This window comes from Streptomyces sp. NPDC001709, from assembly GCF_053596375.1.
In genome coordinates, this window is record NZ_JBSFGB010000009.1 from 41,775 (window position 1) to 65,954 (window position 24,180).

23 protein-coding genes are annotated in these 24,180 nt (G+C 71.7%); 13 read left to right on the forward strand and 10 right to left on the reverse strand.

The genetic code is table 11. From position 1 onward, the window contains the following. The first annotated feature begins 66 nt into the window (after positions 1–66). The 7 genes from ACWC0C_RS16105 (at position 67) to ACWC0C_RS16135 (ending at position 6,075) form a co-directional block, all read left to right on the forward strand. The gene (locus tag ACWC0C_RS16105) at positions 67–831 is read left to right on the forward strand and encodes a HipA family kinase (RefSeq protein WP_450864541.1); all 765 of its coding nucleotides are present in this window, start codon (positions 67–69) and stop codon (positions 829–831) included. Further along, the gene (locus tag ACWC0C_RS16110; RefSeq protein WP_450864542.1) at positions 828–1,277 is read left to right on the forward strand and encodes a DUF3037 domain-containing protein; all 450 of its coding nucleotides are present in this window, start codon (positions 828–830) and stop codon (positions 1,275–1,277) included. The genes ACWC0C_RS16105 and ACWC0C_RS16110 overlap by 4 nt, the downstream gene beginning before the upstream one ends. Positions 1,278–1,423: 146 nt before the next feature. Further along, positions 1,424–2,185, forward strand: a complete 762-nt coding sequence (gene fabG, locus ACWC0C_RS16115) for a 3-oxoacyl-ACP reductase FabG (RefSeq protein ID WP_449195362.1) — start codon at positions 1,424–1,426, stop codon at positions 2,183–2,185. An 11-nt stretch (positions 2,186–2,196) separates the two neighbouring features. Beyond that, complete coding sequence (locus tag ACWC0C_RS16120) at positions 2,197–2,964, forward strand: SDR family oxidoreductase (RefSeq protein WP_449195363.1); 768 nt, start codon at positions 2,197–2,199, stop codon at positions 2,962–2,964. A 187-nt stretch (positions 2,965–3,151) separates the two neighbouring features. Beyond that, the gene (locus tag ACWC0C_RS16125; RefSeq protein WP_450864543.1) at positions 3,152–4,732 is read left to right on the forward strand and encodes an ABC transporter substrate-binding protein; all 1,581 of its coding nucleotides are present in this window, start codon (positions 3,152–3,154) and stop codon (positions 4,730–4,732) included. Positions 4,733–4,814: 82 nt separating this feature from the next. Continuing rightward, the gene (ung, locus tag ACWC0C_RS16130) at positions 4,815–5,498 is read left to right on the forward strand and encodes a uracil-DNA glycosylase (RefSeq protein ID WP_450864544.1); all 684 of its coding nucleotides are present in this window, start codon (positions 4,815–4,817) and stop codon (positions 5,496–5,498) included. A 112-nt stretch (positions 5,499–5,610) separates the two neighbouring features. After that, entirely contained in the window at positions 5,611–6,075 is a 465-nt protein-coding gene (locus ACWC0C_RS16135) for a hypothetical protein (protein WP_449195366.1), read from the forward strand. Positions 6,076–6,093: 18 nt separating this feature from the next. Here the strand turns inward: ACWC0C_RS16135 and ACWC0C_RS16140 are convergent, their stop codons facing one another. The 3 genes from ACWC0C_RS16140 to ACWC0C_RS16150 all read right to left on the reverse strand — a co-directional run bounded on the left by ACWC0C_RS16140 (position 6,094) and on the right by ACWC0C_RS16150 (position 7,841). After that, positions 6,094–6,579: a hypothetical protein gene (locus ACWC0C_RS16140; protein ID WP_450864545.1), complete on the reverse strand. Its 486-nt coding sequence runs from the start codon at positions 6,577–6,579 to the stop codon at positions 6,094–6,096. A gap of 115 nt (positions 6,580–6,694) precedes the next feature. Continuing rightward, positions 6,695–7,207: a DinB family protein gene (locus ACWC0C_RS16145; protein WP_450864546.1), complete on the reverse strand. Its 513-nt coding sequence runs from the start codon at positions 7,205–7,207 to the stop codon at positions 6,695–6,697. Positions 7,208–7,250: 43 nt separating this feature from the next. Then, on the reverse strand, positions 7,251–7,841 hold the full coding sequence (locus tag ACWC0C_RS16150; RefSeq protein ID WP_450864547.1) for a TetR/AcrR family transcriptional regulator: 591 nt from the start codon (positions 7,839–7,841) through the stop codon (positions 7,251–7,253). A 98-nt stretch (positions 7,842–7,939) separates the two neighbouring features. On the opposite strand from ACWC0C_RS16150, the gene ACWC0C_RS16155 reads away from it, so the two are divergent. Together ACWC0C_RS16155 and ACWC0C_RS16160 are read left to right on the forward strand one after the other, a co-directional pair. Beyond that, positions 7,940–9,115, forward strand: a complete 1,176-nt coding sequence (locus tag ACWC0C_RS16155; protein ID WP_450864548.1) for an FAD-dependent monooxygenase — start codon at positions 7,940–7,942, stop codon at positions 9,113–9,115. A 10-nt stretch (positions 9,116–9,125) separates the two neighbouring features. Next, the gene (locus tag ACWC0C_RS16160) at positions 9,126–10,037 is read left to right on the forward strand and encodes a Gfo/Idh/MocA family protein (protein WP_450864549.1); all 912 of its coding nucleotides are present in this window, start codon (positions 9,126–9,128) and stop codon (positions 10,035–10,037) included. Here the strand turns inward: ACWC0C_RS16160 and lnt are convergent. From lnt to ACWC0C_RS16185, 5 genes are all read right to left on the reverse strand, one after another. Beyond that, positions 9,955–11,529 (reverse strand): apolipoprotein N-acyltransferase, encoded by a 1,575-nt coding sequence (gene lnt, locus ACWC0C_RS16165; protein WP_450864550.1) that lies wholly within the window; start codon positions 11,527–11,529, stop codon positions 9,955–9,957. The two genes, ACWC0C_RS16160 and lnt, sit on opposite strands and share 83 nt — an antisense overlap. Before the next feature lie 83 nt (positions 11,530–11,612). Beyond that, complete coding sequence (locus ACWC0C_RS16170) at positions 11,613–12,095, reverse strand: nuclear transport factor 2 family protein (RefSeq protein ID WP_449195373.1); 483 nt, start codon at positions 12,093–12,095, stop codon at positions 11,613–11,615. Between the two features lie 465 nt (positions 12,096–12,560). Then, positions 12,561–14,639, reverse strand: a complete 2,079-nt coding sequence (locus ACWC0C_RS16175; protein ID WP_450864551.1) for a restriction endonuclease — start codon at positions 14,637–14,639, stop codon at positions 12,561–12,563. A gap of 119 nt (positions 14,640–14,758) precedes the next feature. Further along, positions 14,759–14,938 (reverse strand): hypothetical protein, encoded by a 180-nt coding sequence (locus ACWC0C_RS16180; RefSeq protein ID WP_449195376.1) that lies wholly within the window; start codon positions 14,936–14,938, stop codon positions 14,759–14,761. A 151-nt stretch (positions 14,939–15,089) separates the two neighbouring features. Further along, the gene (locus tag ACWC0C_RS16185) at positions 15,090–15,494 is read right to left on the reverse strand and encodes a peptidase inhibitor family I36 protein (protein ID WP_449195377.1); all 405 of its coding nucleotides are present in this window, start codon (positions 15,492–15,494) and stop codon (positions 15,090–15,092) included. A 301-nt stretch (positions 15,495–15,795) separates the two neighbouring features. Between ACWC0C_RS16185 and ACWC0C_RS16190 the strand changes: the two genes are divergently transcribed. After that, a complete protein-coding gene (locus tag ACWC0C_RS16190) occupies positions 15,796–19,533 on the forward strand; it encodes an nSTAND1 domain-containing NTPase (RefSeq protein ID WP_450864552.1) in 3,738 nt (1,245 codons plus the stop codon). 46 nt (positions 19,534–19,579) lie between these two features. On the opposite strand, the gene ACWC0C_RS16195 is transcribed toward ACWC0C_RS16190, so the two are convergent. Next, positions 19,580–20,455: an undecaprenyl-diphosphate phosphatase gene (locus tag ACWC0C_RS16195; RefSeq protein ID WP_450864553.1), complete on the reverse strand. Its 876-nt coding sequence runs from the start codon at positions 20,453–20,455 to the stop codon at positions 19,580–19,582. A 222-nt stretch (positions 20,456–20,677) separates the two neighbouring features. Here ACWC0C_RS16195 and ACWC0C_RS16200 point away from each other — a divergent pair, with 222 nt between their 5' ends. From ACWC0C_RS16200 to ACWC0C_RS16210, 3 genes are read left to right on the forward strand one after another with little or no spacing between them, the layout of a single operon-like run. Further along, positions 20,678–21,877 (forward strand): Gfo/Idh/MocA family protein, encoded by a 1,200-nt coding sequence (locus ACWC0C_RS16200; RefSeq protein WP_450864554.1) that lies wholly within the window; start codon positions 20,678–20,680, stop codon positions 21,875–21,877. After that, positions 21,874–22,803, forward strand: a complete 930-nt coding sequence (locus ACWC0C_RS16205; protein ID WP_450864555.1) for a DUF6807 domain-containing protein — start codon at positions 21,874–21,876, stop codon at positions 22,801–22,803. The genes ACWC0C_RS16200 and ACWC0C_RS16205 overlap by 4 nt, the downstream gene beginning before the upstream one ends. Further along, positions 22,797–23,531, forward strand: a complete 735-nt coding sequence (locus tag ACWC0C_RS16210; RefSeq protein WP_450864556.1) for a cupin domain-containing protein — start codon at positions 22,797–22,799, stop codon at positions 23,529–23,531. Before ACWC0C_RS16205 ends, ACWC0C_RS16210 begins: the two co-directional genes overlap by 7 nt. Before the next feature lie 91 nt (positions 23,532–23,622). Here the strand turns inward: ACWC0C_RS16210 and ACWC0C_RS16215 are convergent, their stop codons facing one another. Beyond that, positions 23,623–24,093, reverse strand: coding sequence for a winged helix-turn-helix transcriptional regulator (locus ACWC0C_RS16215; protein ID WP_449195383.1), 471 nt, complete (start codon positions 24,091–24,093; stop codon positions 23,623–23,625). Between the last annotated feature and the right edge of the window lie 87 nt (positions 24,094–24,180).

The following is a 24,180-nucleotide window of genomic DNA, read 5'->3' on the forward strand; positions in this document are numbered from 1 at the left end:
GGCATGAGGCGGCCGTAAGCCACAGCTGTCGCCTTGCTGTCGGTCCCGCCCCAGTAACCTGGGGCGATGCTCAAGGAAGTCACCGCGACCCGTTACATCACGCCCTTGCGTGAGGGGGGCTCGCTGCCGGGGCTCGTCGAGGCCGACGACTTCGGGACCTACGTCATGAAGTTCACCGGCGCCGGACAGGGTCGCAAGACACTGGTCGCCGAGGTGGTGTGCGGCGAACTCGCCCGCCGGCTCGGCTTCCGGATGCCCCGGCTGGTCACCGTCCAGCTGGATGCCGTTCTCGGGCTCGGCGAACCCGAGCAGCAGGTGCAGGACCTGCTCAGGTCCAGCGGCGGCACCAACCTCGGCATGGACTTCCTCTCCGGCGCCCTCGGCTACGACCCGCTGGCCTTCCCCGTGGGTCCCGAGGAGGCCGGCCGGATCGTCTGGTTCGACGCGCTGATCAACAACGTGGACCGGTCCTGGCGCAATCCGAACCTCCTCGTGCACCGCGGCGGGCTGTGGCTCATCGACCACGGCGCGACGATGATCTGGCACCACAACTGGCCCTCCGCCGAGGCCTCCGCGGGCCGCCCCTACGACGCCCGCGACCACGCCCTCGCCCGCTTCGCCCCGGACGTCACCACCGCCGCGGCCGAGCTGGCGCCCCGCGTCACCGAGGACCTGCTCGCCGAGGTCACCGCCGAGATCCCGGACGCCTGGCTCGCCGACGAGCCCGGCTTCGACACCCCGGACGACCTGCGCCGGGCCTATGCGCGGCCCCTGCTGGCCCGGGCGGCCGTCATCCATGAGCGCATCGAGGGCATCGAGGGGACCAAGTGAGCGAGCGGCACATCCACGTGGCCGGTCATGTGACCGAGCGGCACATCACCCGGGCGGGCCAGGGCGGCGACCGGGACGTGTTCGAGTACGCACTGCTGCGGGTCGTACCGCGGGTGGAGCGCGGCGAGTGCATCAACGCGGGCGTGCTCGTCTACAGCCGCGCACGGGCCTACGTCGGCGCCCGTACCCATCTGGACGAGGCCCGGCTGCTCGCCCTGGACCCGGAGGCCGACGTGGCCGGAATCCGGGCCGCGCTCGGCGCGATCGAGCGGCACTGCGCGGGCGGCGAGGAGGCCGGGCAGGCGGCGCGCGACGACGCCGGGCGCCGCTTCCGCTGGCTGATCGCGCCCCGCTCCACCGTCGTCCAGCCCGGTCCCGTGCACACCGGCCTGACCGCCGATCCGGCCGCCGAGACGGAGCGCCTGCTCGACCTCCTGGTGCGGTAATGGATCACACGCATCCGGTTGCCGTTGACACCGGGTGCCAGGGCTTCTAGCGTCACATGTGCTGAAGGTACTAAGCGGTCGCTCACCGCATCAGACGGGCTCCCTCAAGAGCCAGACAGTTCTCTCAAGGGCGAGGAGAAGCAGCAATGTCCACCACTGAACAGCGGGTCGCGGTAGTCACCGGCGCGGCGCGCGGCATCGGCGCCGCCACCGCCGTACGGCTGGCCGCCGAGGGCCGCGCGGTCGCCGTGATCGACCTCGACGAGGCCGCCTGCAAGGACACCGTCGAGAAGATCACCGCCGCCGGCGGCAAGGCGATCGCGGTCGGCGCCGACGTCTCCGACGAGGCGCAGGTCGAGGCGGCCATCGCCCGGATCGTCGACGAACTGGGCGCCCCGACGATCCTGGTCAACAACGCGGGCGTGCTGCGCGACAACCTGCTGTTCAAGATGAGCGTCTCCGACTGGGACACGGTCATGAACGTGCACCTGCGCGGCTCCTTCCTGATGACCAAGGCCGTCCAGAAGCACATGGTGGACGCGGGCTTCGGCCGGATCGTCAACCTCTCCTCCTCCTCGGCGCTCGGCAACCGCGGCCAGGTCAACTACTCCGCCGCCAAGGCGGGCCTCCAGGGCTTCACCAAGACCCTCGCCATCGAGCTGGGCAAGTTCGGCATCACCGCCAACGCCGTCGCCCCCGGCTTCATCGCCACCGAGATGACCAAGGCCACCGCCGACCGCGTCGGCATGGGCTTCGACGACTTCAAGAAGGTCGCCGCCACCCAGATCCCGGTGCAGCGCGTCGGCGAGCCCGAGGACATCGCCAACGCCATCGCCTTCTTCACCGGCGAGGCGGCCGGCTTCGTCTCCGGCCAGGTGCTGTACGTCGCCGGCGGACCGCTCAACTAGGGAACGGGTACATGACTTCCGCTGAACTCCCCGAGCTTTCGGGCAAGGTCGCCCTCGTCACGGGCGCCAGCCGCGGCATCGGCTACGGCGTCGCCGAGGCACTGGTCGCCCGCGGCGACCGCGTATGCATCACGGGCCGCAACGAAGACGCCCTGAAGGAGGCCGTCGAGCAGCTCGGCTCGGACCGGGTCATCGGCGTCGCGGGCAAGGCGCACGACCTGGCCCACCAGACCGAGGCCGTCGAGCGCACCATGGAGGCCTTCGGCCGCCTCGACTTCCTGGTCAACAACGCGGGCACCAACCCGGTCTTCGGCCCGATCGCCGACGTCGACCTGGACGTCGCCCGCAAGGTCTTCGAGACCAACGTCGTCTCCGCGCTCGGCTTCGCCCAGAAGACCTGGCACGCCTGGCAGAAGGACAACGGCGGCGCGATCGTCAACATCGCCTCGATCGCGGGCCTCGCACCCTCGCCGTTCATCGGTGCCTACGGCATCAGCAAGGCCGCGATGATCAACATGACCCAGCAGCTGGCGCACGAGTTCGCGCCGAGGGTGCGGGTCAACGCGATCGCCCCGGCCGTGGTCAAGACCAAGTTCGCGCAGGCCCTGTACGAGAACCGGGAGGAGGAGGCGGCCGCCGCCTACCCCCTCGGCCGGCTCGGCGTGCCCTCCGACATCGGCGGGGCCGCCGCCTTCCTCACCTCCGGGCAGTCCGACTGGATCACCGGTCAGACGCTCGTCGTGGACGGTGGCATGTTCCTCAACGCCGGCGTGCACTGAGCCACCTTCCGGGCGTCGATTTTCGGACGGATCGGCGCCCGGAACGCCCCATGGAGTCCGCACAGCGGACTGACAACGTCGTCATCGCGAAAACGATCAAGAAGTCTCGATTCTGGGGAGGTCCAGGGGCTCGAACGCTGCGGTATGGTCTGCCGACCCTTGGTATGGCAGATCGAGGAGTGTGCGCGTGTTCAACCGGAACCGATTCCTGCGGAGAGTCGCGGCGATCGCGTCCATATCCCTGGTGGCGGCCGGCTGCAGTCTGCTGTCCGACGGCGGTGGCGACGACAAGGGGCCCATCGTCGTGGGCACCACCAGCGCCCCCAGCACGCTGGACCCCGCCGGTGCCTGGGACGGCTCGTGGGAGCTGTACCGCAACATCTTCCAGACGCTGCTCGCCTACCCCAACGGCGCCACCACACCCCAGCCCGACGCCGCCGAGAACTGCGCCTTCACCGACTCCTCGAGCCGCACCTACCGCTGCACGCTGCGCTCGGGCATGAAGTTCGCCGACGGCGCCCCGCTGAACGCCCAGGCCGTCAAGCACTCCATCGACCGCATCCGCGCGATCAACGCCCCGGGCGGACCCGCCGGTCTGCTCGGCAGCCTGGACCGGGTGCAGGCGCTCGGCGACCGCGAGGTCGTCTTCCACCTCAACCAGCCCGACGCCACCTTCCCGTTCGTGCTGGCCACCCCCGCCATGTCGATCGTCGACCCGGACGACTACCCCGCGCGCTCCCTGCGCAAGGACGACGGCGTCTACGGCTCCGGGCCGTACAAGCTCCAGTCGTACGACGACGGCAAGCAGGCCGTCCTCGTTGCCAACGGCAACTACACGGGCTTCGCCAAGCGGCAGAACGACGCGGTGACCATCCGCTACTTCCAGGACTCGGCCGGCATGGTCAAGGCGCTGCGCGCCAAGCAGATCGACGTCACCTACCGCGGTCTCGGCGCCGACGACATCCTCGCCCTGCAGCAGCACGCCGACAGCAACCTCCAGCTGGTCGACGGCACCGGCACGGACATCAGCTACCTGGTGTTCAACCCCAAGGACCCCTGGGCCAAGGAGCCCGCCGTACGCAAGGCCGTCGCCCAGATCGTCGACCGGGGCGCCATCGCGCACAAGGTCTACAAGGACACGGTCGACCCGCTGTACTCGATGGTCCCCAAGGGCCTGACCGGACACTCCACCGGCTTCTTCGACGACTACGGCGAGCCGAGCGTCCCCAAGGCCCGCAAGATCCTCTCCGACGCGGGCATCCACCAGCGCGTCCCGCTCACCCTGTGGTACACCACCGACCGGTACGGCTCCGAGACGGCGCTGATGTTCCAGGAGCTGAAGCGGCAGCTGGAGGACTCCGGGCTCTTCACGATCACGCTCAAGAGCCGCCCCTGGAAGACCTATGTGGTCGGCTACCAGAAGGGCGAGTACCCCGTGTTCGGCCGCGGCTGGTTCCCGGACTTCCCCGACGCGGACAACTTCATCGCCCCGTTCGTCGGCGAGCACAACGCGCTCGGTACGCCGTATCCGTCCAAGGAGATCACCGACAAGCTGCTGCCCCACTCGCGGGCCGAGAGCGACCGCGCCCAGACGGTCAAGGACGTGGAGCAGGCCCAGCAGATCATGGTGGACGACGCCCGGCTGATCCCGCTGTGGCAGGGCCGGCAGTTCATCGCCGCCAGCGAGGACATCTCCGGCGGCGAGCAGGCCCTCGACCCGTCGACGATCATGATGATGTGGATGCTGCACCGCAAGACCAGCTGGTGAACCGGGCTTCGTGTGCCCGTTGTCAGTGGTCGCCTGTAGGTTCTGAATCCTGCAAGTGACCGCACATCGTGAGGACGTTGACGTGACTGACATCGCCATGCTGCCCGAGTCCTGGCGCGGGGTTCTGGGCGACGAGCTGCAGCAGCCCTACTTCAAGGAGCTGACCGAGTTCGTCGAGGAGGAGCGGGCGAACGGTCCCGTCTACCCGCCGCGAGAGGAGGTCTTCGCCGCGCTCGATGCGACGCCGTACGAGCAGGTCAAGGTCCTGATCCTCGGCCAGGACCCGTACCACGGCGAGGGCCAGGGTCACGGCCTGTGCTTCTCGGTCCGCCCCGGCGTGAAGACCCCGCCCTCCCTGCGGAACATCTACAAGGAGATGAAGGAGGAGCTGGGCCTGCCGATCCCCGACAACGGCTATCTGATGCCGTGGGCCCGGCAGGGCGTGCTGCTGCTCAACGCGGTCCTCACGGTCCGGGCCGGCGAGGCCAACTCGCACAAGGGCAAGGGCTGGGAGAAGTTCACGGACGCGGTGATCCGTGCCGTGGCCTCCCGCCCCGACCCGGCGGTCTTCGTCCTCTGGGGGAACTACGCGCAGAAGAAGCTGCCGCTGATCGACGAGACCCGGCACGTGGTGGTCAAGGGCGCGCACCCCTCGCCGCTGTCCGCGAAGAAGTTCTTCGGCTCCCGGCCGTTCACCCAGATCAACGAGGCGATCGCCCTGCAGAAGCACGAGCCGATCGACTGGCGGATCCCGGACCTGGGCTGAGCGCGAGCGCCCCGCAGGGGCGCGGGGGAACCAACGGCGCCGCCTGACCGGGAATCCCGGCGGCGCCGGTTAGCGTCAGCAGCGGAACACTGACGACAGCCCGGAGGCCCTCGTGACGGAGCGACAGGATCAGGCGGCACCGGACGCCGTGCTGACGCGGATCGGGCAGGTCGTGATGTTGTGCCACGGCGGTGACCGCGAGGAGGCCCGGCGGCGCTTCCTGGAGCTGTGGGCGGAGATCGGCGAGGACGGCGACCCCTTGCAGCGCTGCACCCTGGCCCACTACCTCGCGGACACCCAGGACGATCCGGAGAACGAACTCGCCTGGGATCTCAGGGCGCTGTCCGCGGCGGAGGAGCTGGCCGACGAGGACGCCCCGCCGAGTGTGCGGGGCTTCTTTCCCTCACTCCATCTCAATCTGGCCGCGGACTATGTGAAGCTCGGTCGCGCCGAGGCTGCCCGCAGTTGTCTGCGCCGGGCGCGGGAGGCCGCCGGCGGTCTGGCCGACGATGGGTACGGTGACGGGGTTCGGGCGGCCATCGGGCGGCTGGAGCTGCGGCTGGGGGAGGGCGCGTAGGAGCCCCTCCGGGGCGCCTCAGCGGCCGTAGGTCTGCTCGCAGATCTCCGACTCCGGGCTGTCCGCGCGCCAGCCGCCGTATTTCCTGCCGAGGGCACACACATTCGGGGCCTTGGGGACAGAGGCCGGCACGTTCGGGACGGTGGGGTGCGACCGCTGTGGGCGCTCGCGGTGCCGCGGGGGAGCGTGTGGAGCCGGCGGGGCGACCGGTGGGGCGACCGTCGGGTGGTGGATGACCGAGGGTGCCTCGGTCGGGTGCCGTGGGGCGGGCGGTGCCGGGTGCCTCGGATGACGGGAGGGACCGGTCCTTTCCAGCGCCTCCTGGGCCGGTGCCTGCACGACCCGGGGCTGGGTGCTGCCGTCCGGGCGGGGTGCCGTCGGCAGCGAGGATGTCGTGTCCCGGGGCGGGGCGGGTGTCGCCGGGCGCTGTACCGTCACACAGGCGGAGAGGGCCGAGACGGCCACGGTGACCAGGAGCGCTGCGGTGGTCGTCGGTCGATGCACCCGCGCAACTCTGCTGGGTCGCCCGCCGGCTTGGCAGCAGGGAGCCGAGACCGATGCCCCCGTACGGGTGATCTCGTGGCCCGTACGGGGGATTCCTGGGTATCGGAGGTGACGTTCAGTCGCCGGTGGTGCCGTCGATCCGCTCGCGGAGCAGGTCGGCGTGGCCGTTGTGCCGGGCATATTCCTCGATCATGTGCGTATAGATCCAGCGCAGGTTGAACGGCTCCTCGGTGAACCCGCTCTTGCCCTGGGACAGATCGTCGAGCTCGAAGCCGGCCGCGTTGCGCCGGGCGATCCCGATCTCCGCCTGCCAGGTCGCGTACGCCTCCTGCCAGGTGTCGGCCTCGGTGAGGTGGAACTCGCGGTCCCGGTCCTCGTCGGTGCAGTAGATCGGGCCGGGATCGTCGCCCACCAGAACCTTGCGGAACCAGCCCCGTTCCACCTCCGCCATGTGCCGCACCAGTCCCATGAGGGACAGTTCGGAGGGCGGCACGGACGCGGTCCGCAGCTGCTCGTCGGTCAGTCCCTCGCACTTCCAGGCCAGCGTCGCGCGGTGGTAGTCCAGCCAGCCCTCCAGCATGGTGCGTTCACCGGCGTTCAGGGCGGGCTCTCGGCGTTCGGTCGTCATGCCCCCATCCTCAGGGAAGATCATCCGCCTCCACCAGGGGTTTTCACCGGCCCAGCATCCCCGTGAGCAGTTCCCGCAGGCCCTCGCGGATCTCCTCCAGGCCCGGCACCTCGGCGCTGAACGAACCCGCCGCGCACGAGAACATCAGCCCGTCCGCCCAGGCGACCAGGGAGAGCACGTGCCGGGCGGGGGCGGGCGAGCCCACGGCGGTGAGCATCGCGGCCAGCTGTTCCTTGAAGACGGCGCCGGTGCGGTCGTAGAAGGCCCGCAGTTCGGGGCGGCGGGTGGCCTCCAGGGCGAGTTCGTAGCGGGCGATCAGCAGGTCGCGGGCCTGGGTCAGGGAGCGGTGCACGGCGAGGGCCAGTCCGTCGGTCAGCGCGTCGACTCCGCCGCTCGGATCCGGCATCTCCGCCAGCTCCAGCACCCGGGCCTCACGCTCGGCGTGCCGCCGTACCGCCAGTTCCAGCAGCGCCTGCCGGGTGCGCGCCACGTTCGACGTCGAGCCGAGCGGCAGTCCGGCCGCCTCGTCGACGGCGCGGTGGGTCAGCCCGCGCATGCCGCGCTCGGCCAGGAGGGCGAGGGCGGTGTCGGCGACGAGTTCGGCGCGGGAGGCGCTGGAGGTGCGTACGGACATGAGGTGACCCTACCGGTCGCACTACGGCCGTAGTAAAGTAGCGGGCGGCACTACAGATGTAGTTCCTGTAGTCCATGCAGTCGGATCCGGGAGGGGTCATGGCACAGTCGGACCGCGCGATCGTCATCGGCGGCGGAATCGGAGGCCTCGCCGCGGCGGCGGCCCTCCACCGCAAGGGCTGGGACGTCACCGTGCTGGAGCGGGCCCGTTCCCTGGAGCCGGTCGGCGCGGCCATCTCCCTGGCCCCGAACGCCCTGCGCGCCCTGGACGTGCTCGGTATCGGTGACGAGATCCGCGACCTCGCCGCCTGGCAGGGGGACGGTGGCCTGCGCACACCCGGCGGGCGCTGGCTGTCCCGCTCCAGCGCCGAGGCGGCCGCCGCCCGCTTCGGCGGCCCGCTGGTCCTGCTGCCCCGCGCCACCCTGGTCGACCGGCTCGCCGCCCTGCTCCCGCCCGGTGCCGTACGCACCGCGGCCGCCGCGGCCCTCGCCGACCCCGGCGACGGCCGGCGCCCCGCCCGGGTGAGCACCGGCGACGACGAGTCCGAGGCCGAGCTGGTGGTCGGCGCGGACGGCATCAACTCCCGTGTCCGCGCAGCCCTGTTCCCGTTGCACCCCGGACCCGTGTATGCGGGGTTCACCACCTGGCGGGTCGTGATCCCGGTGCCCGGTGTGGAGTTCGCCTCGCACGAGACTTGGGGCCGGGGCAGCCTCTGGGGCACGCACCCCCTCAAGGACGGCCGCGTCTACGCCTACGCGGCGGCCATGACCTCGGCCGGCGGGCGGGCACCGGACGACGAGAAGGCCGAACTCCTGCGCCGGTTCGGCGACTGGCACGACCCCGTCCCCGCCGTGCTCGCCGCCGCCCGCCCCGAGGACGTGCTCCGGCACGACGTCCACCACATCGCCCTGCCCCTGCCCGCCTACCACTCCGGCCGGGTCGCCCTGCTCGGCGACGCCGCCCACGCCATGCCGCCGACCCTCGGCCAGGGCGGCAACCAGGCCGTCGAGGACGCGGTCGTACTCGCCCACCACAGCGACGACCTCGCCGCCTACACCGCCGCCCGCCTTCCGCGTACGACCGCGATCGCCCGCCAGGCCGTCAGGGTCGCCCGCCTGAACATGACCGCCAACCCCGCCGCCATCGCCGTACGCAACCTCGCGATCGCGGCGCTGTCGAAGGCCGGACCCGCGCTCTTCCTGCGCGGTTTCGACGGTATCGCCGACTGGCGGCCGCCGTATGCTGCCGAGGAGACACACGCGGGCCAGCGATAGGGGAGAGCACGTGAAGGTCGGCTGCATCGGACTCGGGGACATCGCGCAGAAGGCGTATCTGCCGGTGCTCGGCACGCAGCCGGGGATCGACCTGCACCTGCAGACCCGGACGCCCACCACCCTCGACCGGGTCGCGGACACCCTGCACCTGCCCGCCGACCGCCGGCACACCACGCTCGACTCCCTGCTCGCGCAGGGCCTCGACGCGGCCTTCGTGCACGCGCCGACCGTCGCCCACCCCGAGATCGTCACCCGGCTGCTGGAGGCGGGCGTACCGACGTACGTGGACAAGCCGCTGGCCCGCGAACTCGCCGACTCCGAGCGGCTCGTGGCCCTCGCCGAGGAGCGCGGGGTCTCCCTGTTCGTCGGCTTCAACCGCCGGTACGCGCCCGCGTACGCGCAGTGCCTGGAGCACCCGCGCGAGCTGATCCTCATGCAGAAGAACCGGGTCGGGCTGCCGGAGGAGCCGCGCTCGATGATCGTGGACGACTTCATCCACGTCGTCGACACCCTGCGGTTCCTGGTGCCCGGCCCCATCGACGACGTCACGGTCCGCGCCCGCGTCGAGGACGGGCTGCTGCACCACGTGGTGCTCCAGCTCGGCGGGGACGGCTTCACCGCGCTCGGCGTGATGAACCGGCTCAGCGGCTCCACCGAGGAGATCCTGGAGGTCTCCGGGCAGGACACCAAGCGTCAGGTGCTCAACCTCGCCGAGGTGATCGACCACAAGGGCCAGCCGACCGTGCGCCGGCGCGGCGACTGGGTTCCGGTGGCCCGGCAGCGCGGCATCGAGCAGGCGGTCCTCGCCTTCCTCGACGCCGTACGCGCGGGAAAGCTGCTCAGCGCCCGGGACGCGCTGGCGACTCACGAGCTGTGCGAGCGTGTGGTACGAGCGGTTCGGGACCGCTCCGCCGCAGCCTGAGCGTCCGTACGCCCTCCGCGGCACACAGCGCGACCAGCACCAGCAGCGCGCCCTGCACCGGCCAGTCGCCGTAGCGGACGTACGGCGTGCTGCCGCGCGCGAGCGGTACGTCGTACACCTGGGCGGTGCTCGCGTCGGTGCCGAGCCACGGCCCGAGCCGCTGCCCGCCCGGCCCGTACACGGCCGAGACTCCGGTGAGGGTGGCGTGCACCATCGGGCGGCCGGTCTCGGCGGCCCGCAGCGCGGCCAGCGAGGCATGCTGCTCCGGGGCCCAGCTGCCCTGGAAGGTGGAGGTGGCGGACTGCCCGAGCAGGACGTCGGCGCCGTCCTCCGTCAGATGCCGGCTCATGTCGGGGAACGCGGTCTCGAAACAGATCAGCGGGCCGATGCGCAGCCCGTGCCCGACGTTCATCACGACCTGCTCGGTGCCGCGCCCCCGGTCCTCGCCGGCCGCCCTGCCGACCGAGGTGGCCCAGCCCAGGAGCGAGCGGGCGGGTATGTACTCGCCGAAGGGCACGAGCCGCATCTTGTCGTACCGCTCGCCGGTCGGGCCGTCCGGGCCGACCAGCACCGAACTCTTGTAGATGCCGGGCCGGTCGGAGCGGCGGGCGTCCACGTTCACCAGCACGTCGGCGCCGGTCTCGCGGGACAGCGCGGCGATCCGCCGGGCCAGGTCGGGCCGCTCGCCCAGATCGAAGCCGACGCTGGACTCGCCCCAGACGACCAGATCGACGTCCTGCCCGACGAGCCGCCGGGTCAGCTGCTCCTCCCGCGCGAAACGCTTGTCCCCGCTGTCGTGGCCGTCCACGATGCCCGGCTGTACGACGGCGATCCGCACCTGCCCGTCGACCTCCGGGCGCGGCGCCCACGCCCACGCGGCCGAGGTCGCGGCGGCCGTGGCGACCAGCGAGGCCACGGCCGGCACACGGGACTCGCGCACGGATATCAGCGCGGCCACCGCCACGTTGACGGCCACCACCAGAAAGCTGAGCAGCCACACCCCGCCGACCGAGGCCAGCCGCAGCGCCGGCGACACCTGCCACTGGCTGGCGCCCAGCATGCCCCACGGCCCGCCGAGCCCCTGCCAGGACCGCACCAGCTCCACCATCAGCCAGGCCGACGGCAGCACCACCAGCGCGGCGGCACCCCGGCCCGGCGCGGGCCGCTCGCCCAGGAACCGGCGCACCAGCCAGCCCCAGGGCGCCCAGAGCGCGCCGAGCAGGGCGGCGATCAGGAAGATGAACACATGCAGGCTCGGCAGCAGCCAGTGGTGCACGGCCACGAGGAAACCGAAGCCGCCGCTCCAGCCGTCGTACGCCGCGCGGCGCCCGGTCGGGGCCGAGCGGGCCAGCAGGATCCAGGGGACGAGGGCGACGTAGGCGAACCACCACAGCGAGGGCGCGGGGAACGCGAGCACGGGGAGGGCACCGGCGATCGCGGCTACGCCGGAGCGCGGCCACGGGGAGGTCAGCCAGCGGTTGATCGTCCTCATGTGGGCCCTCCCTACCCTGCGCTCATTCCAGTGTGCGCGGTGCGGGCGATCTACGACAGGGGGTGTCGGTGCGCCAGGGGAGGTCAGGGGGACGCAGCCCCCCTTCCTGTCCCTGGAAGGCGCCGCCATTTCTCCTCGACCGTCACTTCGCGCAGGCGCCAGCCCTCCGGGGTGCGCAGGAGCGCGAACTCGTACCGGCCCCCGCACACCAGGTCCGGCGCCGTCGGAGTGCCGTTGCCCGCGAAGCGCATCGGGTTGAGGTAGTCGGCCCGTACCGAGGCGGTGTCGCCGGTGTCGTGCTCCAGGAGGCCGAAGCGCACCCGGCGGTTGACGATCAGGTGCTGGCACATGGCGAACAGCGCCAGGCTCTCGGCGAGCCATGCGGCGATCTGCCGGGCGTCGCCCTCGATGCCGCCGGCCGAACGGTAGTCGGCCCTCCCGTCCGCCGTGAACAACCCTCGATACGCTGTCCAGTCGCCGTCGTCCACCGCCACCGCGTACGCGGTGATCAACTCGTCCACGGCCAGCCGGTCCAGCACCGTAGCCAGCTCTGCGCGCTGCGTCATCGGCACAGTGTTGGGCATGACGGGTGCGGAGCCAAGGGGCGTGCCGTGATATTCGGTCGCTTGGGTACGGCCGGGTAGTTGAGCATGGCGACCATGCGTCAGGTACACACCACCCGGCGCGCACTTGCCGGGTGGCCGACGAGTGGCGGTCAGCCATTCAGCTCGCCTGGCTCGCCCCGCCATTGGCCGGCACAGAACCTTGATCCAGATTCAACCTGAGATCGGAGAGAAGAGCATGATCAAGGTGCTGCGAACGATGGCGACGGGTGTAGCTGTCGGTCTATGGACGGCTGTCACAGCGACTACCGCCCACGCCCAGACCACCGACTACGTGGAACACGTCCGCGCCCTTGACACCGGCCTTCCTGCGGAGACCAGCACGGACACCAACGTCCTGACAGACGTCAAAGGCCTGGTGGGCGCCCCGGTGAGTGTGTAGCAGGACTGCGCGCGCCCGGTCCACCTCTACTCCACCTCGATGCCGTAGTCCCTGAGGAGTTCCTCCAGACCGTCCGTATAGCCCTTCCCGCCGAGGACGAAGTCCCAGTCCCCGTTGGACCTGCGGCGAAAGGAGCCGAGCACCAGGGCCGTCTCGCGGGGCCGGCCGTCGGAGACCTCAAGTCGTCCCAGTTCGTTCATCCCGGGATCGAGAAGGCGGATGCACGCGTCCGTGAAGCCGGAAAGATCGGCGTCCGGATTCACCTCCGGGTCGACGGCGGCCACGAGTACGAACCGGTCGGCCTCGTCCGGCAACCCGTCGAAGGAGACGCGGATCGCGGCTTTGTCGGGTGCGGTGGCGGGGACAGCGCGCACCGAGCCGTTCGGCGTCTGCGGGTTGTTGAAGAAGACGAAGTGATCGTCACTGAGGACCCGGGTGCCACGGCAGACGAGAGCGCACACGTCCAAGGCGACGCTTCCGGTCCACGACATGCCCAGGACGTTGTGATCGCCGGGGACGTTGTGATCGCCGGGCAATCCGGGGTCCGGAACCGTGGGCGCCGACGGTGCCGCCGGTCGGCGTGCACGGTCGCCCAAGCGTCCGCGCAGCCCGTGACGATGCAGCAGGTCGACAAGTTCCGTTCCCGAGATCAGTTCCAGCGGCTTGCCGTCGGCGAAGGCGTGTGAGCCGGGCCCGAACTTCGATGTCGTGACGAGGACGCCTTTGTTGGCGCCGGTGTCTTGCACGGTCCCGTACAAGTCACGCACAGCGGTGGGCGGCACCGTATGGCGGTAGCGCTTCACCTGCACGACGATCTTGCCGCCACGGATCGGCGTCGGGTCCAGCGCGTCGACATCCACCCCGCCGTCGTTCGACCGCTGAGTGGTGACTGCCTGCATCCCCATGGCGCGGAAGACATCGGCAACGAGATGCTCGAAGGCGATCGGATCCATCTCGTACAGGTCGGGTTCGTCTTCGCCGCCGTGCGTGACGACGCGGTTCCCGACGTCCTGGGGCCGGCGACTCGGCCGCACCGACGTGAGCTGGTCGGGGCGGGCCGAGAGCTGCCCGCGCAGTGCATCGGCAAGGCAACTGCCGGCGTCCACTTGCGCCAAGTGCAGGTCACGGAAGGTCGAGCCCGGAGCCATGACGGTTGCCAGGTAGATGTGGCCCGGTCGGCCCGTCGTAGGGTCGTGCCCGTCCACGAACCCGTTCAACGTCACGGACTCCAGCGCCCCCAGCTCATCTGCCGAGAAGAGTTCGTGCAGCACGAGCAGCACGCACTGCGCCAAGACCTCCCGGTACAGGGCTCGACGCTGGCTCACCGGCCGGGGAGTCTCCTTGTCCTGGTCCGCACCGGACATGTACCGAACAGACTTGACCTCGGGGACGACGCCGTAGGCGGGCAGCTCCCAATCCAGCACCAGCTGTCCGGCCGCCGAGTCATAGGCAGCCGTCACCTGACGTGGGAAGTCCTCAGGCCACGCACGTGAGGCGTAGAGAGCGGCGGAGAAGTACTCGACCACGGCGTCGGGATCGCGGCGCCTGACTCCTTCCGTCAGCTCGGCGACTGCGGCGTTGTGCCGCCGCACCTCGGCCAACTGGGCATCGGCCCACCCCTGGTACTCCCGCCGGTACGACGCCAGCTGTTGTTGCCGTTGCACCTCCGCCGCCTGGGCCGCGTGCCAATCCCGCTCGAAACGCGCCCGAGCCTCGTCCTGAGCCTGAGCCCGGCGACTGGCGGTCCAGCCGCCGTGCGTCTGATAGTGATCGAAGTTCGGCATGGGCACGGTCCGCGCCAATGGCCCTGGAGCGAAGGGCTCGATGTCTTCAGGGCGCAGGAGGGAGGAAGCCCTGAAAGCCGGAGCCTGGCAACCCGAGGCGAGAAGGCCTTGCAGGGTCGCAACCTGTGCGTCCAGTTCCTCGGTGCGGCGCAGTGCCTCTGCCTGCCTGTGCTCGCGGTAACTCTGGGCAGCCTGCCGCTGATACGCACGTGCTTGCTGTGCTTCTTGTCTCTGTCGTCTGGCTTCGGCCTCTCTCTGGCGCTGCTGCTGCCTCTGCATCTCAGCCCAGACGCCGACCAAGCCATTAGAGCGACGACTCATGTGCTGCAGGCCCTCCCCAAAGGCGCTTCTGGTGGCACACCGGCTCCAACTCGCCGATGTCGTCGGCGTACACCACGCCGCTGCGGGCGTAGGCCGGCGGCGTCGGGGCGTCGGACGCGTCAGGCCGCCTCGATCACCTCACTGCGGATCGCCACGGCCCACTCGACCACCAACAGCTCGTATTCCGCGCGCTCTTGGGCCGACAGGGTGCCGCCCGCGCGCAGCCACAGTGCCCGGATCTGCTCGTTCACCTCGGCGGCAGACCGTGCGGAACCAGGGGGCAGGGAATCGGGGGACATGCGGACAGCCTAGGGGCAAGGGCTGACACTGCGCTACCGGTCGGCTACACAGAACATATGGGCTTGGTCACCGTCAGCGTCGCCGTCGCCGGATGCCGTGCTGGGCCGCCGGGGCGGGACGGCGAGCGGCCTGCCCCGGCGGTTCCGGCGGTCAGTCGAGACCGCGGCAGGTGTTGGTGGCTCCCGCGCGGGCGATGGACTTGATGCGGTACACCCACTCGGGAGCGACGTCGTCGTAGTCGTTCGGGCTCAGCGGTCCGGCCGAATGGCCGCTGCACTTCGGGCCGTCGTACACGTACCAGCCGTAGCCGGTGCCGTTATACCAGGACCGTGCGCCTTCGCGCCCGACAACGGTGCCGTCGATGTCGTCCTCGTACTTCACGCGGTCCACCACGTCGCCGAACTGGTTGTCCTTGGTGTAGAGACAGAACTCACCGCTGTCGCACACCCCGTCCTTGCTGCCCGCCGGGGCGGCTGCGGGCGGGGTGGCGGCGATGCTCAGCGCGGCCGCCACAGCGGCCGCGAACAGGACCAGGGGCCTTGTGCCGATCTTCACGTTCGTTGACTCCTTCGGTTCGGTGGGAGCTGACGTGCCGAGCGTCGGCCGGGGGCGGCCCGGCCGGAAGCGGTTGTCCGGCGCCGGCCGGTCTTGGCACCGGACAACGGCCCTTGACCTGGGGCAATCCCTTCGAGTGGTTTGGCCCGGCAAGCCCTCCGCGACCGAGCGCGGCGACGGCACAGTCGCCATGAGGAAGCCGAGGAAGCCGAGGAAGCCGAGGAAGCCGAGGAAGCCGAGGAAGCCGAGGAAGCCACGGACGTCGTGGACGTCGTGGACGTCAGGGACGTCGGGGGGCGCGATGGGGTCCGAACCGTCGGAGCGCGGGGCGCCAGAAGCGCCGATCACCTTCGGCGGCGAGCTGCGAAGACTGCGCCGGCGCACGGGCATGTCGCTGGCCGTGTTCGCCAGGGCCGTGCACTACAGCCCGGGGCACATCAGCCGGATCGAGAACGGAGAGAAGCGGCCGAGCGAGGACCTCGCCCGCCGCTGCGACGCACTCCTGGGCGCGGGCGGCGCGTTGCTGGCTCTCGCGGTCGGGCCCGTGGCGGACGTGTGCCCGTATCCCGGGCTCGCCCCGTTCGGCACCGAGGATGCCCGATGGTTCTTCGGCCGCGACCGGGCCCTGGCCGAGCTGGTGTGTCTGCTCGGCGACCGGAGCACCGCCGAGCATCCCGTGATGCTCATCGGGCCGTCGGGCGTGGGCAAGTCCTCCCTGCTGCGGGCCGGGCTGGCCCCGGTGGTGGCACGCGGCGCGCTGCCGGGACGAGCACCGGGGGCCCCGGCCGTACTCTGTCTGACCCCGACCGCCGAGCCCGTGGCCGAGCTGCGCGCCCGTGCGCAGCACCGGCCGCTGGACAGCCACGCACTGCTGATCGTGGACCAGTTCGAGGAGTTGTTCACACTCTGCGGCGACGAGGCCGACAGGGACGCCTTCGCCGACGAGCTCTGCCGGCTCGCGCGGGCGGGCCTGCCCGTGACGGCCGGGGTACGCGCGGACTTCTACGGGCACTGCCTGGCGCACCCGGGGCTGCGCGAGGCGCTCCGTACGCGCTCGCTGCCGCTGGGACCCATGAGCCGCGCCGAGCTCCGGCAGGCGATCACCGAGCCTGCCGCGGCGGCCGGTCTGACTCTGGAGCCGGGCCTGGCCGAGGTGCTGCTGCGGGACCTGGGCGATCACGCGTGCGAGGCCGGTGCGCTGCCGCTGCTGTCCCATGCCCTGCGCGCCACCTGGCAGCACCGGGTCGACGGTGTCCTGGCCGTCGCCGGGTACGAGCGCACCGACGGCGTGCGCGGTGCGGTCGCCGCGAGCGCCGAGCGCGCCTATGCCCGCCTCGGGCGGCAGCAGCGGGAGGCTGCCCGCACCGTACTCCTGGCCATGGTCCGTATCGGTGAGGACACCGCTGACACCCGCCGCCGGGCCGACCGGCGCGAACTGGCCGCGGATGCCGATGCCGGGGCGGTGGTGGCGGAGTTCACCCGGTCCCGGCTGCTCACGGCGGACGCCGACCACGTGGAGATCAGCCACGAAGCCCTGCTGCACGCCTGGCCCCGGCTGAAGGAGTGGATCGACACCGAACGCGGCGGACTCCTCGTACGGCAACGGCTCATGGACGACGCGGCCGCCTGGGAGACCGCGGGGCGGGACACGAGCCATCTGTACGGTGGCACCCGGCTCGCGGCCGCCGACGAGTGGTACACCGTCCACGCCGGCCCGACCGGGACGCTCGAACGGGAATTCCTGACCGCGAGCCGCCGGCAGCAGCGCCGGAGCCTGCGGCGCGCGCGACAGGTGATGGCGGCGCTCACGGCGCTCGCCCTGGTTTCCCTCGTCGCGGTGGGTATCGCGGTGGACCGGGCGCAGGACGCCCTGCGGAAGACGGCCGAGGCCGCCTCCGCCCGGCTGAGCGCCGAGGCCGACGCCGTACGGCCGCTGGATCCCGCCCTGGCCGCCACGCTGGCCGTCGCCGCCCATCACACCGACGACACCGAACGCTCCCGCAGCGCGCTGATCGGCTCGTCCGCGCCGCCGTACGCCACGCGGTACCTCTCCGACGGCCCGACGGTCGTGAAGGCCTGGGGCGCCAGTCCCGACGGACGCCTCCTGGCCGAGGGGACCGGCGAGGGCACCGTACAGATCTGGGACACCCGGTGGCAGCGACCACGTGACCCCGGAATCGTGCGGACGCCGAAGGGGGTGATCACACAGGTCGCGGTGCATCCACGGCACCTGCTGGCGCTGGCCACGGACACCGGTCTCGTGCAGTTGTGCGACCTCTCCGCACCGCGCCGGCCGGCGCCACCGCGGACCCTGCTGCGCGGCACGGCCAAGGTGACCGCGATGGAGTTCAGCACCGACGGCAGCCGCCTGGCCATCGGCGACTGGGACGGAGGGCTCACCCTGTGGGACACCACGAACCCGCGGAGCCCCGTCCGACTGCTGACCCGACGGCTCGGCGCACACGTGCTCGACCTCTCCCTGAGCCGCGATGGCCGCACCCTGGCGACGGTCGAAGGCGACGAGCTGGCCACGGTGTGGGACATCGGCAACCCCGTGCGCCCGGTACCGCACCGCGTACCGCCGACCGGCCGGAACGAGTACCTCCACAGGGTCGCGCTCAGCCCCGACGGACATCGGCTCGCCCTCGGCAGTTACCAGGTCTCGGGTGCCCGGCTGCTGCTCGCACGCGTCACCGACGACGGCAGCCCGGGAACGCCCCGCATCGTCGACGCCGGCCCCCACACGGTGACCGACCTGGCCTTCCGCGCCGACGGCGGCGCGCTGGCCCTCGGCAACGGGGATGCCCTGGTGGACGTCTGGCAGGTCCGGGAGGCCCGCGGGCAGGACGGCCTGGACGCCGTGCGTCGCCTGGAACTGCGCCAGCCAGGAGCGATCGTGGGCCTCGCGTTCGGCCCGGACGGCACCTCGCTGGGCGTCGGGACCCCCACGACGGGCAGCCGCGTCTGGCACCCGCTGCCCCCGCTCGCCGGACACACCGACGCTCTCACCGCCCTGGAACCGGGCCCGCACCGCGACTCGGTGATCACCACGAGCAAGGACGGCACCGCGCTGCTGTGGCGTGTCCCCGCCGACGGGGCGCCGCGCACGGTCGGCACCCCCTTGCGGTGCGCAGGACTTCCCCTCGCCGGGGCCGCGTTCAGCCCGGACGGCCGCATGGTCGCACTCACCACCTTTCCTCCCGGCGACCCCGTGAAGACGGATCCGTCGACGTGGGCGGCCGTCTGTCTGTGGGACATCCACGACCCGGGACGGCCGCGACCGATGGGGGTGGGTCGGGGGCACGTCGGGAACACCATCAATGAGGCCGCGTTCAGCGCCGACGGGCGAACCGTGGTCACCGGTGCCAATGGCAACGACGCCCTCACCCTGTGGGACGTGTCCGACCCCCACGAGCCACACCCCCTCCGCACCCTGCCGCTACGCTCCGTCACCTCCCTGGCGCGCCTCGGTACGTCCTCCGTCCTCGCCGTCGGCAGCAGCGAGACACAGGTGCAGTTGTGGGACATCGGCGATCCGCGGGCTCCCCGCCTGATCACCCGTCTGCGAGGCGCCCCGGACGCGGCCGACCTGGCCGCCGACCGCAACGGCCGTTTCCTGGCGGCCGGTTCCTACGACCAGCGGGCCTACCTGTGGGACGTGACCCACCCCGTCGACCCCGTGGTCCTGCCGTCCCTGGAAGGCCACCGCGGCACGGTCTGGCAGGTCGACTTCGACGCCTCCGGCAAGCACCTGCTGACCACCAACGGCGACTCTCCCGGCCCGGCCAGGATCTGGGACCTGAGCGACCGTTCCCGTCCACGGCAGACCGCGGCGGTCCAAGGCCCGAGCGGCGTCGGCCTCTTCACCGAGTCCGCCGACGGCTTCCTCGTCACCACCTCGTCCGCGGTCCAGCGCTGGTCGACCTCCGCGTCGTCCATCGCCCGGACACTCTGCGCCACGGCGGGCAGTCCCCCGACCAGCGACGAACGAAGGCTCTACGACCTCACGCACATCGACCAGTTGTGTCATGCACGCTGATCAGCCGTGTGAACCGCGGACGCGCGGTTCGCGAGTGCCGCCGCGTTCAGCTCGCCGACTCCGCCGCGTGCGGGCTCAGTACGCCCGCGGCGACCAGGGCGATGATGACGATGCCGAGGGCCAGGCGGTACCAGACGAACGGCATGAAGCTCTTGTGGGAGATCCACTTCATGAACCATGCGATGACCGCGTATCCCGAGGCGAACGCGACGGCCGTCGCGAACAGGGTCGGGCCCCAGGCCACCTGGCCCTCGCTCACCGAGTCCTTCACCTCGAACGCGCCCGAGGCGAGCACCGCCGGGACGGCGAGCAGGAAGGAGTAACGGGCCGCGGCCTCCCGCTCGTAGCCCATGAACAGGCCGCCGCTGATGGTCGCGCCGGAGCGGGAGACTCCGGGGATGAGCGCGCAGGCCTGGCACAGGCCGTAGATCAGGCCGTCCTTGACGCCCAGATCCTCCAGCGTCTTGCGCTGCTTGGGCGCCCGGTGCCGGCCGCCGGTCTCGTCGCGGGCCGCCAGCCGGTCGGCGATGCCGATGACCAGGCCGACGACGACGAGCATGGTGGCGGTGACCCGCAGATCGCGGAACGGCCCCTCGATCTGGTCCTTCAGCGTCACGCCCAGCACCCCGATGGGGATCGATCCGACGATCACCAGCCAGCCGGTCTGCGCGTCGTGGTCCCGCCGCATCGCCTTGTCGGACAGCGACCGGAACCAGGCCGCGACGATCCGGCCGATGTCCCTGCGGAAGTAGATCAGCACCGCCGTCTCCGTGCCGATCTGTGTGATCGCCGTGAAGGCCGCTCCCGGGTCCTTCCAGCCCGAGAACGCCGCGGTCAGCCGCAGATGCGCGCTGGAGGAGACGGGCAGGAACTCGGTCAGCCCCTGGACGAGTCCGAGGACGAGGGATTCAAACCAAGACATGGAGGTACGGCATCCCGTGCTGTCGGGTAAAGAGATGACCAAATGGCCAGGGCAGCGTAGCGGGCGCGGGTGATGGCGAGGAAACGGGGGCCGGTGGCCCTGGCTGGTCCCCGGTGTTGACCGTCCCGGCGCCGCCGCCTACGTTGCAGCGCAGGAGAAAGCGCTTGCTGCATTGATGTTCGCCCGCGTGCCCGCCGTACCGGAGGAGTGCTGAACCCGCCCATGCCGCCCTCTCCCCTCCCACCCGAGCCCCGTTCGCCCCACGCCCCCGACTCCCCTCGCTCTTCCACTCCGTTCACCGGCCGGCGCATCCGGGCCGCCGTCATCGGCACCGGCGCCATCGGGCGCGGCTCCCATCTGCCCGCACTGGACCGGCTCGCGCGGGAGGGCGAGACGGAAGTCGTCGCCGCCGTCGACCTCGACAAGGACGCCGTCGACGCGTTCTGCGCCGGAGCCGGCATCCCGCACGCCTACACCGACCTCGACCGGATGCTGGCCGAACAGCGGCCCGACCTGGTCGGCGTCTGCACCCCGCCGACCCTGCACCGCGCGCAGACCGTGGCCGCGCTGCGCGCCGGGGCCTGGGTGTGGTGCGAGAAGCCGCCGGTGCCCTCGCTGGCCGACTTCGACGCGATCGAGGCGGCGGAGGGTGCCGACGGCGGCCCGTACGCGGCGATCGTCTTCCAGCACCGCTTCGGCTCGGGCGCCGCCCACGTCCGCCGGCTGCTCGCCGAAGGAGCCCTCGGTCGACCGTTGGTGGCGCACTGCCAGACCACCTGGTACCGGGACGCGGCCTACTACGCCGTGCCCTGGCGGGGCCGTTGGCACTCCGAGGGCGGCGGCCCGGCCATGGGGCACGGCATCCACCAGACGGATCTGCTGCTGGACCTGCTCGGGCCGTGGCGCGAGGTCCGGGCCATGGCGGGGCGGCTGGTGCACGACGTCGAGACGGAGGACGTCTCCACCGCGCTGGTCCGCTTCGAGGGCGGCGCCCTCGCGACCGTCGTCAACAGTGTGCTGAGCCCCGACGAGGTCAGCCGCATCCGCATCGACTGCGAGCGCGCCACCGTCGAACTGACCCACCTGTACGGGCACGCCAACGACGACTGGCGGATCACCCCGGCCCCCGGCGTCCCCGCCGAACTGGCCCGGGAGTGGCGGGACTTCGGCCCGGACGTGCCCAGTTCGCACCTGGCCCAGCTGCGGGAGCTGGTCGCGAGCATGCGGGCGGGCCGGCGGCCGCGCAGCAGCGGCGCGGACGGGCGTACGAGCCTGGAGCTGATCACGGCCCTGTACAAGTCGGCGTTCACGGACACGACCGTCCGCGCCGGCGAGATCGGCCCCGGCGACCCCTACTACACCGCCCTGCACGGCGGCGCCCCCGGCTGGGCGCCCGTGGCCGCCGGGGAGGCCCCGGCGTGAGCGGCGGTCTGCGGGTGGTCCACGCGCACGGCGACCGGATCACCGTCTCCGAACCGGCCACCGGCGTCGAGCTGTTCGCCTACGTCTACGGCCCCGAAGCCGCCTGGGAGGCGCCCAGGCCCTATCTCCACCCGGTCCGCACCCTCGCCGGAGCCGTCGTGACCGATTACCGCCCCAACGACCACCGCTGGCACAAGGGCCTGTCCCTGACCGCCTCCCACCTGTCCGGAGCGAACCTGTGGGGCGGCAACACCTATGTGCACGGGCAGGGGTATCTGGAACTGCCCGAGCGGGTCGGTTCGATGCGGCACGCCGGGTTCGACGAGGTCTCGGCGACCGGGGGCCGGGCGCTGATCGCCGAGCGGCTGACCTGGCATCCGTACGACGGCGAGCTGTGGGCCGAGGAGGAGCGGCGGATCGAGGTCCACGACGTCGACCCGGACTCCGGCTCCTGGGCGCTCACCTGGACCAGCGCGATCACCAACCGGCGCGCCGAGCCGCTGCTCTTCGGCAGCCCGACCACCGCCGGGCGTGAACTGGCGGGCTACACCGGCCTGTTCTGGCGCGGACCGCGCGCCTTCCGGGAGGGGCGGATCACCGGCCCGGTGGGGGAGGGGCCCGCGCTGATGGGCACCCGGGCGCCCTGGCTCGCGTACTCCGGCGAACACGACGGCGGCGACGGCCACGCCACCCTCGTCTTCGCGCACGCCCCGGAGAACGACCACTCCGGCGCGCGTGGGACCCACCCCGCGCACTGGTTCGTCCGTAACGAGCCCTTCGCCGCCGTCGCCCCCTCCTGGTCCTTCTTCGCAGAGCTGGAGCTGGCCCCCGGCGACACACTCCGCCGCCGCTACCGGGTCGTCGTGGCGGATGGCGCCTGGCGGCGGGAGGACGTGGTCGAGTACCTGGAGGTGCATGCGTGGTGAGCACCGGGGAGTTCACGGGTCTGCCGGGCGGGGTCGCCGTGTCCCGGCTGTGCGTGTACGACTGGCCCGCCGCCGACGGGGTGCGCGGCGGAACTCCCCATGTGCATCTGGCCTGTTCGGAGGCGTACGTCGTCACCGGCGGCCGGGGCGCGGTCCAGACGCTCGGCGCGTCCGGGTACGCGGTGACCCCGCTCGCGCCCGGCACGGTCGCCTGGTTCACGCCGGGCACGGTCCACCGGCTGGTCAACGAGGACGATCTGCGCATCACCGTCCTCATGCAGAACGGCGGGCTGCCGGAGGCCGGGGACGCGGTGCTCACGCTGCCGCCGCAGTACTTGGCCGACCCGGAGGCATACGCTGCCGCGACGACGATCCCGGCCGACGCCCCGGAGGCCGAGCGGGAGCGGATCGCCCGCGCCCGGCGTGACCTGGCCCTGGAGGGCTACCAAGCCCTGCGGGCCGCTCCTGGCCCCGAGGCGCTGGCCGCCTTCCACCGGGCCGCCGCCGCGCTCGTACGGCCCCGGGTCGCCGAGTGGCGTCGGCGCTGGAGGAGTGGTGCGCTGGCGGCGGCCGAGGCCACCGGCCGGCATCTGGACCGGCTGGCGGCGGGAGACGCGGCCCATCTCGCCGGGGCCGTCGTACGGGCCGAGCAGCCCTTCGAACGGGGGCGGTTCGGGATGTGCGGCCGACTCGATGTGTACGGCACGCCGCTGCACGTGCCGCGATAGGCCGTCGAGCGCCTGCGGCCTCGTCGTGGTCGCTCGCGCCCACGCGGTGGAGCCGCATGTCGATACGGCCCCGCGCCCCTTCGGGGCGCTGTCACGCCGCCGTAGGTCCGGTGCGCGTCCACCCCGGCGCCTGCGGGTGGGCCGTCAGGTCCTCGTGGCGGACCTCCTCGCCGCAGGCCCGGCACGTGATGACCGGGACCAGATCGTTGCCGCAGCTGTGCTCGACGGCCATGGGTAGGTCGACGCCCCTGCGGATGTGGCGGTCGCCCCACTCCTTGAGTGTCATCAGGACCGGCTCCAGCTCCAGGCCCGCCTGCGTGGCCCGGTACTCGAAGCGCTGCGGGCGCTCGCTGTAGACCCGCTTGGTCAGGATCCCGGCGTCCACGAGCCGGCGCAGCCGGGCGGCCAGGATGTCGCGCGGGGCGCCGATGTTGCGCACGAGCTGATCGAAACGGCCGTTGCCCAGGCACACCTCGCGCAGGACGAGCAGGGAGTACTTCTCGCCGACCAGCGCGAGGGCGTCGGCGATGGAGCAGGGGCGCGGGTCTTTCGTGGCGGCCATGAGAGCCAGTCTAGCGGAGGGTTTGATTTTCCAACCTGGCCCGCTATGGTGAGTTTGGATTTCCTACTCACTGGTAGCTGCCACAGC

Coding starts and splice junctions, on each gene's coding strand:
- ACWC0C_RS16180 (WP_449195376.1), bottom strand. CDS start 14,938: ATGTCCCCCGATTCCCTGCCCCCTGGTTCCGCACGGTCTGCCGCCGAG.
- lnt (WP_450864550.1), bottom strand. CDS start 11,529: ATGAGGACGATCAACCGCTGGCTGACCTCCCCGTGGCCGCGCTCCGGC.
- ACWC0C_RS16150 (WP_450864547.1), bottom strand. CDS start 7,841: ATGTCCGTACGCACCTCCAGCGCCTCCCGCGCCGAACTCGTCGCCGAC.
- ACWC0C_RS16155 (WP_450864548.1), top strand. CDS start 7,940: ATGGCACAGTCGGACCGCGCGATCGTCATCGGCGGCGGAATCGGAGGC.
- ACWC0C_RS16215 (WP_449195383.1), bottom strand. CDS start 24,093: ATGGCCGCCACGAAAGACCCGCGCCCCTGCTCCATCGCCGACGCCCTC.
- ACWC0C_RS16170 (WP_449195373.1), bottom strand. CDS start 12,095: ATGACGCAGCGCGCAGAGCTGGCTACGGTGCTGGACCGGCTGGCCGTG.
- ACWC0C_RS16175 (WP_450864551.1), bottom strand. CDS start 14,639: ATGAGTCGTCGCTCTAATGGCTTGGTCGGCGTCTGGGCTGAGATGCAG.
- ACWC0C_RS16120 (WP_449195363.1), top strand. CDS start 2,197: ATGACTTCCGCTGAACTCCCCGAGCTTTCGGGCAAGGTCGCCCTCGTC.
- ACWC0C_RS16145 (WP_450864546.1), bottom strand. CDS start 7,207: ATGACGACCGAACGCCGAGAGCCCGCCCTGAACGCCGGTGAACGCACC.
- ACWC0C_RS16200 (WP_450864554.1), top strand. CDS start 20,678: ATGCCGCCCTCTCCCCTCCCACCCGAGCCCCGTTCGCCCCACGCCCCC.
- ACWC0C_RS16190 (WP_450864552.1), top strand. CDS start 15,796: ATGGGGTCCGAACCGTCGGAGCGCGGGGCGCCAGAAGCGCCGATCACC.
- ACWC0C_RS16195 (WP_450864553.1), bottom strand. CDS start 20,455: ATGTCTTGGTTTGAATCCCTCGTCCTCGGACTCGTCCAGGGGCTGACC.
- fabG (WP_449195362.1), top strand. CDS start 1,424: ATGTCCACCACTGAACAGCGGGTCGCGGTAGTCACCGGCGCGGCGCGC.
- ACWC0C_RS16105 (WP_450864541.1), top strand. CDS start 67: ATGCTCAAGGAAGTCACCGCGACCCGTTACATCACGCCCTTGCGTGAG.